This window comes from Amycolatopsis halotolerans (genome assembly GCF_042647905.1).
Classification (GTDB): Bacteria; Actinomycetota; Actinomycetes; order Mycobacteriales; family Pseudonocardiaceae; genus Amycolatopsis; species Amycolatopsis halotolerans.
In genome coordinates, this window is sequence record NZ_JBHRWI010000039.1 from 57,284 (window position 1) to 73,238 (window position 15,955).

The 15,955-nt window shown below is 71.6% G+C and carries 6 protein-coding genes; 1 reads left to right on the forward strand and 5 read right to left on the reverse strand.

Translation table 11 applies throughout. The annotated features are described in order from the left end of the window. Nucleotides 1–105: 105 nt before the first annotated feature. Nucleotides 106–1,113, forward strand: coding sequence for an aspartyl/asparaginyl beta-hydroxylase domain-containing protein (locus tag ACFORO_RS29355; RefSeq protein WP_377872240.1), 1,008 nt, complete (start codon nucleotides 106–108; stop codon nucleotides 1,111–1,113). 239 nt (nucleotides 1,114–1,352) lie between these two features. Here ACFORO_RS29355 and ACFORO_RS29360 read toward each other — a convergent pair whose 3' ends face one another. From ACFORO_RS29360 to sbnB, 5 genes are read right to left on the reverse strand one after another with little or no spacing between them, the layout of a single operon-like run. Continuing rightward, the gene (locus ACFORO_RS29360) at nucleotides 1,353–2,141 is read right to left on the reverse strand and encodes an ABC transporter permease (RefSeq protein WP_377872241.1); all 789 of its coding nucleotides are present in this window, start codon (nucleotides 2,139–2,141) and stop codon (nucleotides 1,353–1,355) included. After that, nucleotides 2,138–3,100, reverse strand: a complete 963-nt coding sequence (locus tag ACFORO_RS29365; RefSeq protein ID WP_377872243.1) for an ABC transporter ATP-binding protein — start codon at nucleotides 3,098–3,100, stop codon at nucleotides 2,138–2,140. Before ACFORO_RS29365 ends, ACFORO_RS29360 begins: the two co-directional genes overlap by 4 nt. Further along, nucleotides 3,097–11,694: an amino acid adenylation domain-containing protein gene (locus ACFORO_RS29370; RefSeq protein WP_377872244.1), complete on the reverse strand. Its 8,598-nt coding sequence runs from the start codon at nucleotides 11,692–11,694 to the stop codon at nucleotides 3,097–3,099. The genes ACFORO_RS29365 and ACFORO_RS29370 overlap by 4 nt, the downstream gene beginning before the upstream one ends. A 4-nt stretch (nucleotides 11,695–11,698) precedes the next feature. Then, the gene (locus ACFORO_RS29375) at nucleotides 11,699–14,947 is read right to left on the reverse strand and encodes a non-ribosomal peptide synthetase (protein WP_377872246.1); all 3,249 of its coding nucleotides are present in this window, start codon (nucleotides 14,945–14,947) and stop codon (nucleotides 11,699–11,701) included. After that, a complete protein-coding gene (sbnB, locus tag ACFORO_RS29380; protein WP_377872247.1) occupies nucleotides 14,944–15,954 on the reverse strand; it encodes a 2,3-diaminopropionate biosynthesis protein SbnB in 1,011 nt (336 codons plus the stop codon). The genes ACFORO_RS29375 and sbnB overlap by 4 nt, the downstream gene beginning before the upstream one ends. Between the last annotated feature and the right edge of the window lies 1 nt (nucleotide 15,955).

The following is a 15,955-nucleotide window of genomic DNA, read 5'->3' on the forward strand; positions in this document are numbered from 1 at the left end:
TTCCGTAGTACGCTAACCGGCATAATGCGCACGGCGCGAATAGGCGCGCCGCCGCGCTTCCGGCGAATCCCCGATATCCGGTGCACACCGGTGAAAGGCGAGCACATGGGAACGTCCACGGCAATCCGGCCGGCCGCGCAGGCCGGCCCGCCGGATGCGGTCAAGCTGCTGCCCGTCATCGACCCGGAGCGGCTGCGCGCGGACCTGGCCGCGGTGGAAAAACACTTCCTCATCCACGCCAACCCGGCCGCCGAGGACACGGAGCGGGCGGAGGGCGACCAGACCGGCTGGGACGTGCTGGTGCTGCGCTGCCCCGGCGGCGACCTGGAGAAAATCGGCCGCAACGCAGGCGGTCTGGAGGACTTCGCCGACACCTCCTACCTGGAGCTGACCCCGTACGTGCGGGAAATCCTCGACAGCATGGACGTGCCGATCCGCGGCGTGCGGTTCAGCTCGCTGGCGGCAGGCGCGGAGGTGCAGGAACACACCGACAGCCCGTACGGCCTGCCGGTCGGATGGGTGCGGCTGCACATTCCGGTGGAAACCAGCGACGACGCGGTGCTGACCATCAACGGCGCCGACCAGCGGTGGAAGCCGAGCGAATTCTGGTACGCGAATTTCGGGCTTCCGCATTCACTCTACAATCGCGGTTCCGCGGCGCGCGTCCACCTGATCATCGACTGTTATGTTGCGCCCGGGCTATTCGACCTCTTCCCGGCGGACGTACGCGCGCGGATCCCCGAGGACGAGGTGATGTTCTTCCGGGAAGAACGCGCGCTGCCGGGTCAGCTGCGCACCGTGCACGGCACGATCCGGATGCCGGCCGCGTTCCTGAAACCGCATCCGGACCTGCCCACCGCGGAAGAATGGGATTCCGGCGAGGACGCCGAGGGCGAACTGCGTGTGCAGGACGACCGGCTCGTGCTGCGGCTGGGCGAGCACGAGACCGCCCTCGCCCACATCGGGGACCGCGAATTCCGCCCGTTGTGCTGGACGCACGAGCAGAGCATGGTGCTGGACCCGGCAGGCCCCGCGCCGCGGATCGTGTTCCGTTACCGGCGCGGCAACCAGGTGATCGAGGCGGTCCGGGAGCAGCCCGCGCTCGCGAGCTGAACCGGCGAAACCGCACAGTGCGCCGCACCGGTGGGTGCGGCGCACTGTGCGTTGCTCCGGTTCCGGCGCGGGATCCGCGAAATGCCCTCGCAGGACGGGGAAACCGGGAAGGTCCCTTGCGGGAACCGTGTTGCCGCTAGGGACCTTCCCGGATCGCTGCGCACCGAGACGGAGTGCGGAGCAGGGCGGGCGGCGAACGGTCCCGGTCCGGTCCCTGCGGCACCGTTCGGCAGCTCCGCTCAGTACTGGCCGAGCGACCCGCGCACCCGTGCCCTCCGGATGCCCACCTCGAACACCAGCACGCCGAGCCCGACGTAGATCGCGGTGTTCAGGAGCAGCCCGGGCAGTCCTCCGTCGGACCACATCGCGCCGAGCGACCGGCCCTGCAGCACCGATTCGCGGAGCATGGTGACCCCTTGCGTGCTGGGCAGGCTGTTGGCGATCGTGGTGAGCCAGCGCGGGAACTCGTCCACCGGCAGCAACGTGCCGTTGGTGAAGATGATCATGTTGATCATCAGGTTCGCGAGCGCCCCGACGTGCTTGAAGACCAGCATCGCGCCGCCGATCATCAGGCCGAAACCGAAAAGGCCGCTCAGCGTCAGGGCGAGCATGAGCAGGCCGCCGCCGGACACCGGGACGGAGACGCCAAAGCTCGCCAGCAGCACCAGGTCGAGGACCGCGACCAGGCCAGTGGTGGTGACCAGCGCCGCGACCGCCCGGCCGACCAGCAGCAGCTCCGGCGGACTCACCGACATGCACATCTGTTCCAGGGTGCCGGTCTGCGCCTCGCTGACCAGGTCGATGCCCACCCAGCTGACCATGTTCACGGCATAGAACCACACCACGTAGCCCAGCAGCGCCGAGGTGAGCTGCCCGCGGTCCATCGAGCCGTGGCCGAGGAAGAACACCAGGAAGAGGAAGATCGCGGTGAGCGTGACGAGCTGCATCACCATGTTGAACTTGTAGTACCAGTTGACGCGCAGGCCTTTGCGCGCCTCGGCCAGCACCACGTGCACCGCCGCGCTCATCGTCGCAGCTCCTGCTCGTCCTGGACCACTCGCAAGAAGACTTCCTCCAGTGTCGGCTCGAGGCGGTTGATCCCGAGCACGGTCAGCGACCGGCTGCGCGCGTGCGCCAGGAGTTCGTGCAGTTCCTCCTGGTCGTTGATCTCGCCGGAGAGGGTGATCTCGCCGTCCCGCGCGACGACCTCCAGGTCCCGCCAGGCCGGTTCACGGGCGTCGAGATGCCCGCCCAGCCGGATTTCGTAGCTGTCCTTGCCGAACAGCGCCAGCAGTTCCTTCACCGGCTTGTCGATCAGCATCCGGCCCTGGTGGATCACCGCCACCCGGTCGCACAGGTCCTGGACGACCTCCAGCTGGTGCGAGGTGAGCAGCACGGTGCGGCCCTCGTCGCGGGCCAGCCGGTCCACCCAGAGTCGCACGGTGCGCGAGGCTTGCGCGTCCAGTCCTAGCGTCGGCTCGTCGAGCAGGATCACCGGCGGGTCGCCGATCAGCGCGCAGGCGATCGCCACTTTTTGCTGCATGCCGCGGGAAAACCGGGTGACCGGCTCGTGCCTGCGCTCCCACAGCTCCAGGTCGCGCAGCAGATGCTCGGCCCGCTCCCGCCAGGCCGTGCCCCGGGAACCCTTGAGCCGGGCGAAATACCGAAGGTTCTCCCATGCCGAGAGCTGCCAGTAGATGTTGCGGGTGCCTTCCAGAACCGCACCGATCTGCGCCATCGCGCGCCGCCGCGAGCGGCGCACGTCGCAGCCGTTGACGCGCAATTCGCCCGAGGTGGGGGTGACCAGTCCGCAGATCATCTTGATGGTGGTCGTCTTGCCCGCCCCGTTCACGCCGAGCAGGCCGAGCACCTGGCCGTGCTCGATGGCCAGGTGCAGGCCGTCGACCACCCGGCGCGTTCCCGATCCGGTGCGGTAGACCTTGGTCAGCCCGGTCACCTCGACGGCCTTGCCGCTCTCGGAAGTCATGTCCGCATCGCCTGTCCGTTCTCGCTGGGGTGCCGTCCGCCGGCCGGCGGGGTGCGCAGGTGCTCGGCCAGTACCGCGACGTGCGGCGGGTCGAGCATGGTCAGATGGCTGCCCGGCACCAACCGGACCTCGAGGCCGCCGCGGGCCAGTTCGCCCCAGCCCCACGCCGGATCGCTGTCCGGCGGTTCGTCCGGGTCGACGCAGCGCAGCAGCAACGCCGCTCCGGCATGGGGCCGCGGACGGTAGGCCAGCGCGGCCCGGGTGTGCGCGCGGGCGATGTCCACGTACTGGCGCATCGTGCGCAGGTCCATGTGCTCGGCGAGCAGCCCCGCTTCGCCGGCCAGCGCGACGACGTGCGGCAGCCGTTCGTCGTCGGGCAGCGCGCGCAGCCCCGCTTCGGTCACCGGCAGGTGTTCGGCGAACTCGCTTGCCAGGAATTGCACGTCGTCCATCGCCTCGAATTCGGCGAGAGACGGGAAGTCCGGCCCGAGGTCGGGACTGCTGTCGAGCAGAACCAGACGCGTCACCTCGTGCCCGGCCGCGCGCAATTGCCGGGCCATCTCGTATGCGACCAGACCGCCGAGCGAGTATCCGCACAGGTGATACGCACCCTCCGGCTGCACCTTCCGGATGTCCGCCACATACGCGGCAGCCATCTCTTCGATCGATTCGTGCGGTGCGCGCGCCAGTTCGAGAGAGTGCGCTTGCACGCCGTAGACCGGGCTTTCCCCGGGCAGCACGCGGGCCAGCGAGGTGAAGCAGAAGACGGTGCCGTTCTTCGGGTGTATGCAGAACAGCGGCGGCCCGGCGGTTCCGGCCCGCAACGTGATGATCGAGCGCGGCCAGCCCTCGCGCGGCTGCTCCAGTGCCTCGGCGAGTTCCGCGGGCGTCGGGTTGCCGTACAGGTCAGCCAGCGACACCGCGCGGCCGAGAACCCGGCGCAACTCCCCCACCAGCCGCAACGCGACCATGGAATGACCGCCCGCGTCGAAGAAGTTGTCGTGCGCGCCGATGCGCGGGACGCCCAGCACGTCTTGCCAGACCGCGGCGATCACCGCCTGCACGGGGGTCTGCGGCGGGACGTAATCCGCCGCGAGCGCCGGACCGGCAGGCGCGGGCAGCGCGTCCCGGTCGATTTTTCCGTTGCGGGTCAACGGGAGTTCGCCCAGCGTCACCACCGCCGAGGGGACGAGGTAGTCCGGCAGCGCCGAGCGGCAATGCGCGCCCAAGTCGTCCGCACTGCCGTCGCCCACGACGTACGCGACGAGGCGCCAGCCTGCCTGTTCGTCCCGGTGCGCGACGACGATCGCCTCCCGGACCGCGGGGTGCGCGCGCAGCACCGCTTCGATCTCGCCGACCTCGACCCGGAAGCCGCGGATCTTGACCTGGTCGTCCGTCCGGCCGACGAAGTCCAGCACGCCGTCAGCGGTCCAGCGCACCAGGTCGCCGGTCCGGTACATGCGGGAGCCCGAGCCGCCGAACGGGTCCGGCAGGAACCGGTCGGCGGTCAAGCCGGGCTGGCCGAGGTAACCGCGGGCCACCCCCGAGCCTGCGACGAACAATTCGCCGACCGAGCCGGGCGGCACCAGCCGCAGCCGCGCGTCGAAAACCCGCACGGCCATGCCGTCCAGCGGACGCCCGATCGGGACCGACGACGGCACGGTCTCGCTGTCGGTCATCCGGAACCGGGTGGCGAAGGTCGTGGTTTCGGTGGGCCCGTAGACGTCCGTCACCGCGAGACCGGGGCATGCGGCCAGCACGCGGCGCACGGCGTCGGCGGGCACCGCGTCGCCGCCGGTCCACAGCTCGCGAAGGCCGGCCAGCGCGGACGGTGCGGCGTCGGCAAGCACGCGGAACAGCCCGGAGGTCAGGAAAGCCGCGGTCACCTGGTGCGCGGCGACGAGTTCGCCCAGGTCGTCGATCGTGAGGTCGCCGGCCGGTGCGACGACTACTTCGCCGCCGGACAGCAGTGGCGCCCAGACTTCGTAGGTGACCGCGTCGAATGCGTGCGGCGAGTGGAAAAGGACCCGCCGATGGCCATCGGCCCAGGACGAGTCGGCGGCAAGAGCCACGACGTCCGCGTGCGTGACGGCGACGCCCTTCGGCGCGCCCGTGGAACCGGACGTGTGCATCACGTAGGCGAGGCCGGCCGGGTAGGCCGGAAGATCCAGCGCGGCAGCGGGGAAATCGGTCCGGTCCGCTGCCGTGTCGACCACGCGCACCGCGGCGGATCCGGCGACGTTCCGGGCCGCTGAGGCCCGGTCGGTGAGGACGGCTTTCACGGCACAGCGCCGGACCATCGCGGCCAGCCGGTCGTCAGGACTGCGAGCGTCCAGCGGAACGTACGCGCCGCCCGCCTTGAGCACCGCCAGCGTAGAAACGATCAGCTCCACTCCGCGTTGCTGGAGCAGAGCAACCCGGTCCTCGGGGCCGACCCCGGCCGCCCGCAGCCAGTGAGCGAGGCGGTTCGCCCGTTCGTCCAGCTCCCGGTAGGTGACCGTTCCGCTCTGGTGCCGCAGTGCGGGCGCGTCCGGGGTGCGGGCCGCCTGGCCGGCGAACAGCTCGTGCACGCACTGGTCGGCAGGCGGCCCGCCCGGCGTCCGGCCCCACTGTTCCAGGATCATCCTGCGTTGGTCGGCCGGGAGCGTCATCAGGTTTTCCACCGGCGCATCGGGAGCCGCGGCCATGCCGTCGAGAACCCGGACAAGCCGGTCCAGCAGCGTTCGTGCCGCGTCGCCGTCGAAACGCCCTCGCTCGTGCCACAGCTGCAGGCGCAGTTCCTCGCCCGGTGCTGCGGCGAGCGTCAGCGGGTAGTTGGTCTGCGCATCGGTCCGCACTTCGCGGACGCGCAGGCCGGTCTCGTCACCGCTGCCGGTGCGGGACGCGGGATAGTTCTCGAACACGACCGCGCTGTCGAACAACGCGCGGTCCCGCGGCGCCTCGCTGAGGGCGTGGATGCGGGCCAGCGGCGTGTGCTCGTGCTGGCGCGATTCGGTGAGCTGCCGCTGGACGTCGGAAAGCCACTCGCCGACCGGCTGCCCGGTCCGGAGGACCGCCCGGACCGGCACGGTGTTGATCAGCAGGCCCACGATGTCGTCCGCGCCGGGCAATTCCGGCGGACGCCCGGAGACCGTCATGCCGAACGCCACGTCGTCGGAGCCGAGCCGGCACGCGGTGAGCACTGCCCACGCCGCTTGCACCACAGTGTTGAGCGTGACGTGGCAACGCTTCGCGAGTTCGGCGAGTTTCCTGGTCGAAGCCGCCGGGAGCTCGGCTTCCTGGCAACCCGGTTCCCCGCTGTTCTCGTGGCTGGTCTCGACCGGCGGCCGGTAGCCGGCCATCAGCTCGCGCCAGTACGACTCCGCTCGCGCCTGATCCTGCTCGCCGAGCCAGGCCAGGTAGTCGCGGAACGGGCGCGCCGGAGAGAGTTCCGCGGGCACGCCGCGGACCGCGGCCTCGTACCGCTGGAATGCCTCGCCGGTCACCCTCGGGAAGGACCAGCCGTCCAGCAGCAGGTGATGATGACTGAAGACGAACCGGTGGTCGTCGGCAGCGAGGCGCATCAGCGCGAAGCGCAGCAGCGGCGGGCGGTCCAGCGCGAAACCGCGTGTGCGGTCGTCCGCCAGGAACTGGTCGAGCCGGTGCTGGTGCTCGGCGGCGGGCGTGTCGCGCCAGTCCAACTCCGTCCATTCCGGACGGAGCGCGTCGTGCACCACTTGCACCGGAGCGGGCAGCCCCGCCCAGTGCACGGAGGTGCGCAGCACCGGGTGCCGCTGCACGACCGCTTCCCACGCCGCACGCAGCGCTGCCGGGTCCAACGGGCCATCGAGGCGGCAGGTGAACTGTTCGACGTAGAGCCCGCCGCCCTGTTCGCTGTGGAAGACCATGCCTTCCTGCATCGGGGTCAGCGGGCAGACGTCCGCGACACCCTCGACACCGGCCAGGACCCGGTCCAGTGCTTCCTGGTCCAAAGGGGACAGCGGGAAGTCGGACGGCGTCCACCCGCCGGCCCCCGGCGCACAACAGTGCGCGATGAGCGCGCGCAGCCGATCAGCGAAGGCGGCGGCGAGCGCTTCGATCGTCTCCGGGAAGTGCACGGTGGTGCTGTAGCCCCAGGCGACTTCGAGCTGCCCGCCGCTGACCGCGGCCGTGACGTCGAGCAGGTTCTCCCGCGGCTCGTCCGGGTCGTGCATCCGCCCGGCCGGCTCCGGCGCGGGCTCCCACCATGAGCCGGGATGGAAGGAACTGTCGAACTGGCCCAGATAGTTGAACGCGACTTGCGGGCGGTGCGCGGCGCGGAGCTCCGGCGTGCGGTCCAGGTAGCGCAGCAGGCCGTAGCCGATGCCGCCGCGCGGCACCGCGCGCTGAGCTTCCTTGACCCGCTTCAGGAGCGCGCCGGGATCGCCGTCCGGGCCCAGCTCGAGCAGCACCGGGTGAAAGCTGGTGAACCAGCCGACCGTGCGTGACAGGTCGAGGTCGTCGGGCGCGGCGTCCCGGCCGTGGCTTTCCAGCTCGACGACCACCCGCGACGCGCCGAGCCACTCGCCCAGCGTCTGTCCGAGCGCGGCGAGCAGGACGTCATTCACCCGGGTTCGATATGCCTGCGGCACCTGGCGCAGCAGGGCTGCCGTCTCGTCGGAGCCGAACCTGGTGCGCACAACGTCCACTGTGGACACAGTGGGCGGTTCGGCGGACGGGAGGTCGAGCGGAATCGCCGCGACGCCGGCCAGTCCGGCCCAGTAATCCGCTTCCCCGCGTATCTCCGAACTCTGCGCGTAGCGGTGCAGGTGGTGTGCCCAGTCGCGGAACGAGGTCGTTTTCGGCGGCAGGGCGGACGGGCCTCGCGCCATCATCGATTCGAGGTCCTCAAGGAGGATGCGCCAGGACACGCCGTCCACCGCCACGTGGTGCACCACCAGAAGCAGCCGGCAGTCGTCCGGTCCGAGGTCGAAATAGACTGCGGCGATCAGCGGGCCGGCCGCGAGGTCGAGCCCGGTTTGCGCGCGTTCCGCCGTTGCCGCGATCCGGGCAGGCCGGTCGGCTTCCGGCACCGCGCGAAGGTTCTCCACGGTCAGAATCCGCTCCGGGATCCCGGAGAGCCCGGCCTGTTCCTGCCGCCAGCCCGAGCCGGTCCGCTCGACGCGCAGCCGCAGGGCGTCGTGGTGCCGCAGCAGTTCGCGCAACGCCGCTTCCACGGCCGACGGCGACGTCGGGCGGCGCGCCCGCAGCAGAACAGCCTGGTTGTAGTGATCCGGCACCGGCGGGCACTGCTCGGTCAGCATGGCGAGCTGGATCGGAGTAAGCGGCACCGGGCCGGTCACCGCACCCTGTTCTGCCTGCTGGACCTCGGTCGCCGCGATCTCGCGGGCAGCCGCGGCGAGCGCCTGCACCGTCTGGTGCTCGAACACCTGCTTCGGGGTCACGGCCCAGCCCACGGCGCGGACCCGGGCGACTACCTGCAGGCTCACGATCGAGTCGCCGCCGAGAGCGAAGAAGTTCTCCTCCGCGCCGACCGCGTCGAGGCTGAGCACCTCGGCCCACGCCGCGGCGATCGCCTGCTCGGCGGGCGTCGACGGGGCGGTGCGCACGGTGGCGGGCGCGGGAGCGGACGGCGCAGGCAACGCCTTGCGGTCCACCTTTCCGTTGGCGCTCAACGGCATCCGGTCCAGCAGCACAATCGCCGACGGCACCAGGTAGGGCGGCAGGCTCTGCGCCGTGTGCGCCCGCAGTGTCTCCTCGAGACCGCTGCGTTCGGCGCCGGGCGCGGCCACGGCGTAGCCGACCAGCCGGGCGTCGGTCCCTGACTCGGCGCGCGCGACGACGACCGAGGCGGCCACCGCTGGGTGCGCATCGAGCACCGCCTCCACCTCGCCGGGTTCGACCCGGTGCCCCCGGATCTTGACCTGATGGTCGGCCCGGCCGAGGAATTCCAGGTCGCCGCGGGCGTTCCGGCGCACGAGATCGCCGGTGCGATAGACCCGGGCGCCGGGTTCGCCGAACGGGTCCGGGACGAACCGGGCGGCGGTGAGGCCGGGCCGGTCGAGATAGCCGCGAGCCACTGCGTCGCCGCCGAGGAACAGTTCTCCCGGCACGCCCGGCGGAACCGGGTTGCCGGTGCGGTCCAGCACGTGTGTCCGGCTGTGCCCGAGCGGACCGCCGACCGGAGTGAGCGCGCCGTCCAGCGCGGAGCCGGACTCGAACCAAGTGTTGTCGATGGTCGCTTCGGTGACCCCGTAGGAATTCACCACCCGGCCGCCCGGTCCGACGACCTCGCACGCACGCGCGTACTCCGGTGCCGGCCACGCGTCCGCGCCGGAGATCAGCAATCGCAGAGCGGCGAGCCTCCGGCCGCGCAAGGCGGCGACGACGTGCCGGAGCACGACCGGGACGAATTCCGCGCAGGTGATGCCGTGCGCGTCCGCTAACTCGGCGAGCGAGGCCGGTTCCAGCAGCAGATCCCGCTGGCAGAGCACGAGGGTCGCGCCCGAGCCGAGCGCGCGGGCCACATCGCCGGTGAACACGTCGAAGGCGGCGCTGGCCATTTGCAGGTGCCGATCATCCGACCGGAGGCCGTAGGCGGCGCGCCAAGCCTCGATGGCGGCAGCGAGGTTTCGATGGGTCACCTGCACGCCCTTCGGGCGTCCGGTCGAGCCGGAGGTGTAAACCACGTACGCGAGATTGCCCGGCTGAGCGCGGCCCGGGAGGTTGTCGGCGGAGTGCTCGGGTGCTCGCGGCCGGACCAGCGGAAAGTCAGCCAGCGCGTCCTCGGCGATCAGCAGCGCCGCGCCCGCGTCGGAGAGCAGCATCGCCTGCCGTTCCCGCGGGTGGTCCGGATCCACCGGGACGTACGCGGCACCGGCTTTGAGCACGGCGAGCACCGCGACGATCAGGTCCGGAGAACGGCGCAGGAGCACGCCGACTCGGGTTTCCGGCCCCGCCCCACGCTCGCGCAAGGCACGCGCCAGCCGGTTCGCCGCGGTGTTGAGCGCGGCGTAGGTCAGAGTCCGGCCGTCGCCGGTCACCGCGACGGCGTCCGGCCGAATCTCGGCGTGCTGCTCGACGAGTTCGGGCAGCGACTGTCCGGGTCGGACGGGCCGGTCCGGGCGTGCCGCGGCGAGGGCGCGCGTCCGCTCGCGCGGGCCCAGCATCGACAGGCTCCGCATCGGTTCCGCCGGGCGGGAGACTGCCTCGGACAGCAAGTTTCGGCAATGCTCGACCATCCGCTGTACCGTGCCGGCGGCGAACAGATCGGTGTTGTACTCCAACGTGCCTTCGAGGCCGTCCGGCGTCTCGCGCAACGACATGCTGAGGTCGAATTTCGCGGTGGCGCCGAGCAGCGCCTCCCCGCCCGCGAACGGGCGGAGCCGCAGGCCCGGCCACTCGACCTCTCCTCCGGGCGTGTTCTGCACGTCGAAGAACACCTGTACCAGCGGGCTGTAGCTGAGCGAACGGTCCGGGCGCAGCGCCTCAACCAGCCGTTCAAAAGGCAGGTCCTGGTGGGAAAACGCGTCAAGGCAGGTACGCCGCACCAGCGCGAGCAGCGATCGGAAATCCGCGGAGTCGTCGCACTGGGTGCGCAGCGCGAGCGTGTTCACGAACAGCCCGATCAGCCCGGCCAGTTCGGACCGCGTGCGGCCGGCCACCGGTGTGCCGACCACCACGTCGTCCTGCCGCGTATAGCGCGCCAGCACGGCCGCGAAACCGGCCAGCAGCACCATGAAAAGCGTCGCGTCCTGGCCGCGGGCAAGCGCGTGCAGCCGCTCGACCAGCTCGGCGGGCCAGGTGAACGCGACCGTCGCGCCGCGGAAGCTCTGCACCGGCGGCCGGGGGAAATCCGCGGGCAGATCGGCGAGATCCGGCGCGCCGGCGAGTTCTCCGCGCCACCAGGCGACCTCGCCTTCGAGCCAGTCGCCGGCCAGCCGGTCCCGTTGCCAGGCCGCGTAATCCTGGTACTGCACCGGCAGCGGCGCGAGCGCGGGCGGACGGCCCTCGGCGCGCGCCAGGTACACCTCGCCCAGTTCGCGCACCAGCACGCCGAGAGACCAGCCGTCGCTGACGATGTGGTGGGTCGCGAGCACCATCACGTGGTCGCGGGCGGAGACCCGGAAAAGGGTCAGCCGCAGCAGCGGCGGGCGGGTCAGGTCGAACGGCGCCTGCGCGGCCCGGGCAGCGAGGCCGGGCAGCACCCGCTCCGCCTCCGCCGGAAGCAGCCCGGAGAGGTCCACCGCCGACATCGGGGTCGCCACGGCAGGCCGGACCGACTGGTGCACCCGCCCTTCGCTGCTGTGGAACGCCGACCGCAAAGCGTCGTGCCGGGCGAGGACGGACCTCAGGCCTGCCCGCAGCGAATCGGCCCGCAGCGGTCCGTCGATCCGGGCGCTCATCGCGATGTGGTACGTGGACTGGCCGGGCTCGACCTGGTCCAGGAACCACATTCGTTGCTGCGCGAACGAAAGCGGAAGGTCGTCGGTGCGGCCCGCCGGGAGGATCCGGTCCGGATCGGGCAGCGTGATGCCCCGCTCGCGCAGCAGCCGCGCAAGCAGGCGCTGCTTGGCCTCCGCGGCCCGGGTGTCGGGAGCGTGCTGGTCGGTCATCGGACTACTCGCCGTCGTCCAGCTGCGCGAGGATTTCCTCCAGCGACAACGCATCGATCTGGCCGCGGAGTTCGGCGACCGCGGCGACGTGCCCCGGCGTGGGCTCGGCCGCCGCGAGAGCGCGCGCCAGGCAGGCAGGCGTCGGCGCGTCGAACAGGGCGCGCAGCGGCAGGTCCACCGCGAAGTCCGCACGCAACCGGGCCGCGACCTGCGTCGCGAGCAATGAATGGCCGCCGAGCGCGAAGAAGTTGTCCTGCGCCCCGATCGGCGCGACGCTGAGCACGTCCTCCCACACCCGCGCGACCGCGGCCTCGACGGCGTCGGCGGGCGGCTGCGCGTCGGCTGCCGCTTCGCCCCGGCCCGCCGGAGCAGGCAAGGCACCGCGATCAAGCTTTCCATTGGGGTTCAACGGAAAGCGGTCGAGCAGCTGAACCGAGGCGGGCACCATGAAGGCAGGCAGCCGGTCGGCGCAGTGCGCGCGCAGCTCGGTTTCGGCCACCGGACCGGCAGGCACCGCATAGGCGATCAACCGGCGGTCGCCGGGTGCGTCCTCGCGGACCAGCACGGCGGCTTCGGCCACCGCGGGATGGGTGCGCAGCACCGCCTCGACTTCGCCGGGCTCGATCCGGAACCCGCGCAGCTTGACCTGATGGTCCCGCCGGCCGAGGAAGGCAAGCTCTCCGGCGGCACGCCAACGGGCGAGATCGCCGGTCCGGTACAGCCGAGCCCCCGGCTCGGCGGAGAACGGATCAGGCACGAACCGGTCCGCGGTCAGGCCCGGCCGGCGGAAGTAGCCGCGGGCTACCCCGGCGCCGCCGAGGTACAGCTCCCCCGCGACGCCGCGCGGCACCGGCCGCAGCCACTGGTCCAGTACAGACGCGCGGGTTCCGGCGATCGGCGTCCCGACCGCCGGCGGCAGCTCGGCATCGGCCGGCACGAGCGCCGCGGTCGAGTACGTGGTGGCCTCGCTGGGTCCGTAGAGGTTGTGCACAGCTGCGACGGCCGCCTGCTGGTGCGCGGCGTCGACGAGCGATCCCGGCAGCGGTTCTCCGGCAAGGCAGACCGTGCGCACCCCGGGCGGCAGTTCCCCGTCCCGCACCACTTCCGCGAGCACTGACGGCACGGTGTTCACCAGTGTGACGTCCGGCAGCGGCGTATCCAGCATCGCCAGCGCACTGTCGACGAGCACGACGCGCGCACCGAGGCTCAGCGGCAGGAAGATCTCGAACACCGACAGGTCGAAGCACACCGATGTGGCGGCCAGCATCCCGTCCGACCCGTCGAGGGGGAACGCGGAACTCGCCCAGCCCACCAGCGCCGCCACGTTGGCATGGGTGATCTGCACGCCCTTCGGCGTGCCGGTCGATCCGGACGTGTAGAGGACGTACGCGGTTTGCCCGCCCAAGACCGCGGCGTCCGGACCGTCCACCGGCTGTGCGGCGATAGCCGCCGCGTCGCCGTCGACGGCGAGAGTGTGTATTCCGTTGCTGGGCAACCGATCCGCCAGCGCATCACACGTGACGACGATCTCGGCTGCGCTGTCGGCGAGCATCGCGTTCAGCCGCTCCGCCGGATACGCCGGATCCAGGGGGAGGTAGCCGCCGCCTGCTTTGAGCACCGCCAGCAGCGCGACCACCAGCTCCGGCGTGCGGTCGAGGCAGACCGCCACCAGGGTTTCGGCGCGCACGCCCAGACCGCGCAAGTGCCCGGCCAACTGGTTGGCGCGCTCGTCCAGTTCCCGGTAAGTCAGGGCGGTTTCCCCGCACCGCACGGCGATCGCGTCCGGAGTGCGGGCCGCCTGGGCGCGGAACCGCTCGGGTACGGGCGTCCGGCTGTCCGCCGGACCGCCGTCGGCCAACCGCGTCGCTTCGTCCAGTTCGGCCGCGCTCAGCATCGGAAGCGTGCTCACCGGTGCGACGGGATCCGCGACGGCAGCCTCCAGCAGCGTGCGGAGATGCCCGGCGAGGCGTTCGACCGTCGCGTGGTCGAACAACGTGCCGTCGTATTCGACCACTACGTCAAGGCCGTCCGCACCGATCTCGGTAACGAACAGGCTGAGGTCGAACTTCGCGGTGCCGCCGCGGTGCTCCCGCCGGAACAGCACCGACCGCAGCCCGGGCCAGTCCCGGTCCGCCGCCGGCGTGTTCTGCAGCGCGAAAAGCACCTGCACCACCGGGTTGTGCCGCGAGTTCCGTTCCGGCTGCAGCGCCTCGACCAGTCGCTCGAACGGCAGGTCCTGGTGGCTGTAGGCGTCAAGGCAGTTCTCTCGCACCTGCTCGAGCAGGGTGCCGAAGCCCGGGTCGCCGGAGACGTCCGTGCGCAGCGCCAGGGTATTCACCAGCAGGCCGATCATGCCGTCCAGCTCTGGACGGCCGCGGCCGGCGACCGGGGTGCCGACGACCACGTCCGGCGAACCGCTGTGCCTGGCCAGCACCGCGCTGAAACCGGCCAGCAGCACCATGAACAGCGTGGCGCTGTGCTCGTGGCCGAGCGATGCGAGGCCGTCGCGCAGCTCGGCCGGCCAGTGCACGGCGACCTGCGCGGACCGCGACGCAGGCAGCGACGGGCGGGACCGGTCCAAGGGGAGGTCGAGCAGCACGGGAGCGCCTGCCAACCGGTCACGCCAGTAGCCCAGTTCGCGCTCCAGCGCGGTGCCGGAGAGCTGTTCCCGTTGCCACACCGCGTAATCCGCGTACTGGATGGGCAGCTCGGGCAACTCCGGCTCGCTGCCGGCCACGGCGGCCTGGTAGCAGATGCCGAGCTCGCGGGCGAAGTTGCCGAGCGACCATCCGTCGGTGATCGCGTGGTGCATGGTGGTCAGCAGCACATGGTCCGCGCGGCCGAGGCGGAGCAGGCGGACCCGCAGCAGCGGTCCGGTCGCCAGGTCGAACGGTGCGGTTGCTTCGGCTGCGGCTAGCCGCGCCGCGACCTCGGCGCGCTCCGCCGCGGGCAGGCCGGACAGGTCGATCGCCGGCAGCGCGACGTCGACGACCGGGGCGACGAGCTGGCTCGGCACGCCGGACTGGTCAATGTCGGCCAGCGTGGTCCGCAGGGTTTCGTGCCGGCCGGCCACGGTACGCAGCGCCTGGCGCAGCGCCGGGGCGCTGAGCTCGCCGGCCAGCCGCACGGCCATCGGGACGGTGTAGGCGGGACTGCCCGGTTCGAGCTGATCGAGGAACCACAGCCGCTGCTGCGCATAAGACGCGGGCAGGACGAAGACATCCTGCTCCACGCCCGGGTCGATGCCGGTCACCAGCCGACCTCCGGATAGAAGTCCGCGGCGGGTTGCGCGGTGCCTGCCGCGCGCACCCGCTCGGCGAGCCAGGAGCCGACCGCGAGGTCCAGCACGCCCAGCCCGAACGGCGAGAACACCGCGGCCCGATCCGGATCGCGGGAGACCGTGCCGGTCAGCACGTCGGCGAGGGTGCCCGCGACGAAATCGCGGTGCCCGACCCGCTGCTGCGCCAGGTGCAGCGAAGTGCGCTCGCGCATCGCATGGTCGATGTCGTCGGTGAAGTTCTGCGCGCCCAGCACCAAGTCTTCGCTCAGGTCGCGCAGCGACAGGTGCAACACCGTCGGCCGGTGCGCGAGCAACTCCGGATCGTGCAGGTGCGGGGTGCCCGCGACGGTGGCGAGCACCACGAGGTCGCAGTCCGCGAAGACGCCGGACACCTCGTCCGCGACGACCACGTCGGAGCCGGGCAGCCGCTCCGCGAACCGGTGCGCGGCGGCCGGGTCGGTGTCGAACAACCGGTAGCCGCCGACGTCCCAGGACAAATCGGCGACGAACCGGCGCACGTGGTCGGCGATCAGGCCGGTGCCGACGAAGCCGATCCGGCGCGCGGTCCGCCCGCCGGTCAGCGCCTCGGCCGCGAGCACCGCGGATCCGGCGGTGCGGGTCGCCGAGATCAGCGAGGATTCCATGCAGGCGTACGCGAATCCGGTCGCCGGGTCGTTGAGCAGCAGCACCGCCGACGCGCGCGGCAGGCCGTGGTTCTTGTTGCCGGGGACGCTGGCGATCCATTTGATCCCCGCGACGTCGAACTCCCCGCCGAGATACCCGGGCAGCGCGATGATCCGGTCGGACGCGCGCCCCGGAAACCGCAGGAAACTGCTGTGCGGCAACGACGAATCCCCCGCCGCGTGGACGAGGTAGGCGCGGCGGACCACGTCGGCGCACTCCGGGCGCGCGGCGTCGAGGTGCTTGCGCGCGTCGCTTCCGGTGATCACGGTGAGTTCGGGCGGCGCCAGCTCGGGCATG

Excerpts from the sequence above, each read along its gene's own strand:
- ACFORO_RS29360 (WP_377872241.1), bottom strand. The coding sequence starts at position 2,141 with ATGAGCGCGGCGGTGCACGTGGTGCTGGCCGAGGCGCGCAAAGGCCTG.
- ACFORO_RS29355 (WP_377872240.1), top strand. The coding sequence starts at position 106 with ATGGGAACGTCCACGGCAATCCGGCCGGCCGCGCAGGCCGGCCCGCCG.
- ACFORO_RS29365 (WP_377872243.1), bottom strand. The coding sequence starts at position 3,100 with ATGACTTCCGAGAGCGGCAAGGCCGTCGAGGTGACCGGGCTGACCAAG.
- ACFORO_RS29370 (WP_377872244.1), bottom strand. The coding sequence starts at position 11,694 with ATGACCGACCAGCACGCTCCCGACACCCGGGCCGCGGAGGCCAAGCAG.
- sbnB (WP_377872247.1), bottom strand. The coding sequence starts at position 15,954 with ATGCCCGAGCTGGCGCCGCCCGAACTCACCGTGATCACCGGAAGCGAC.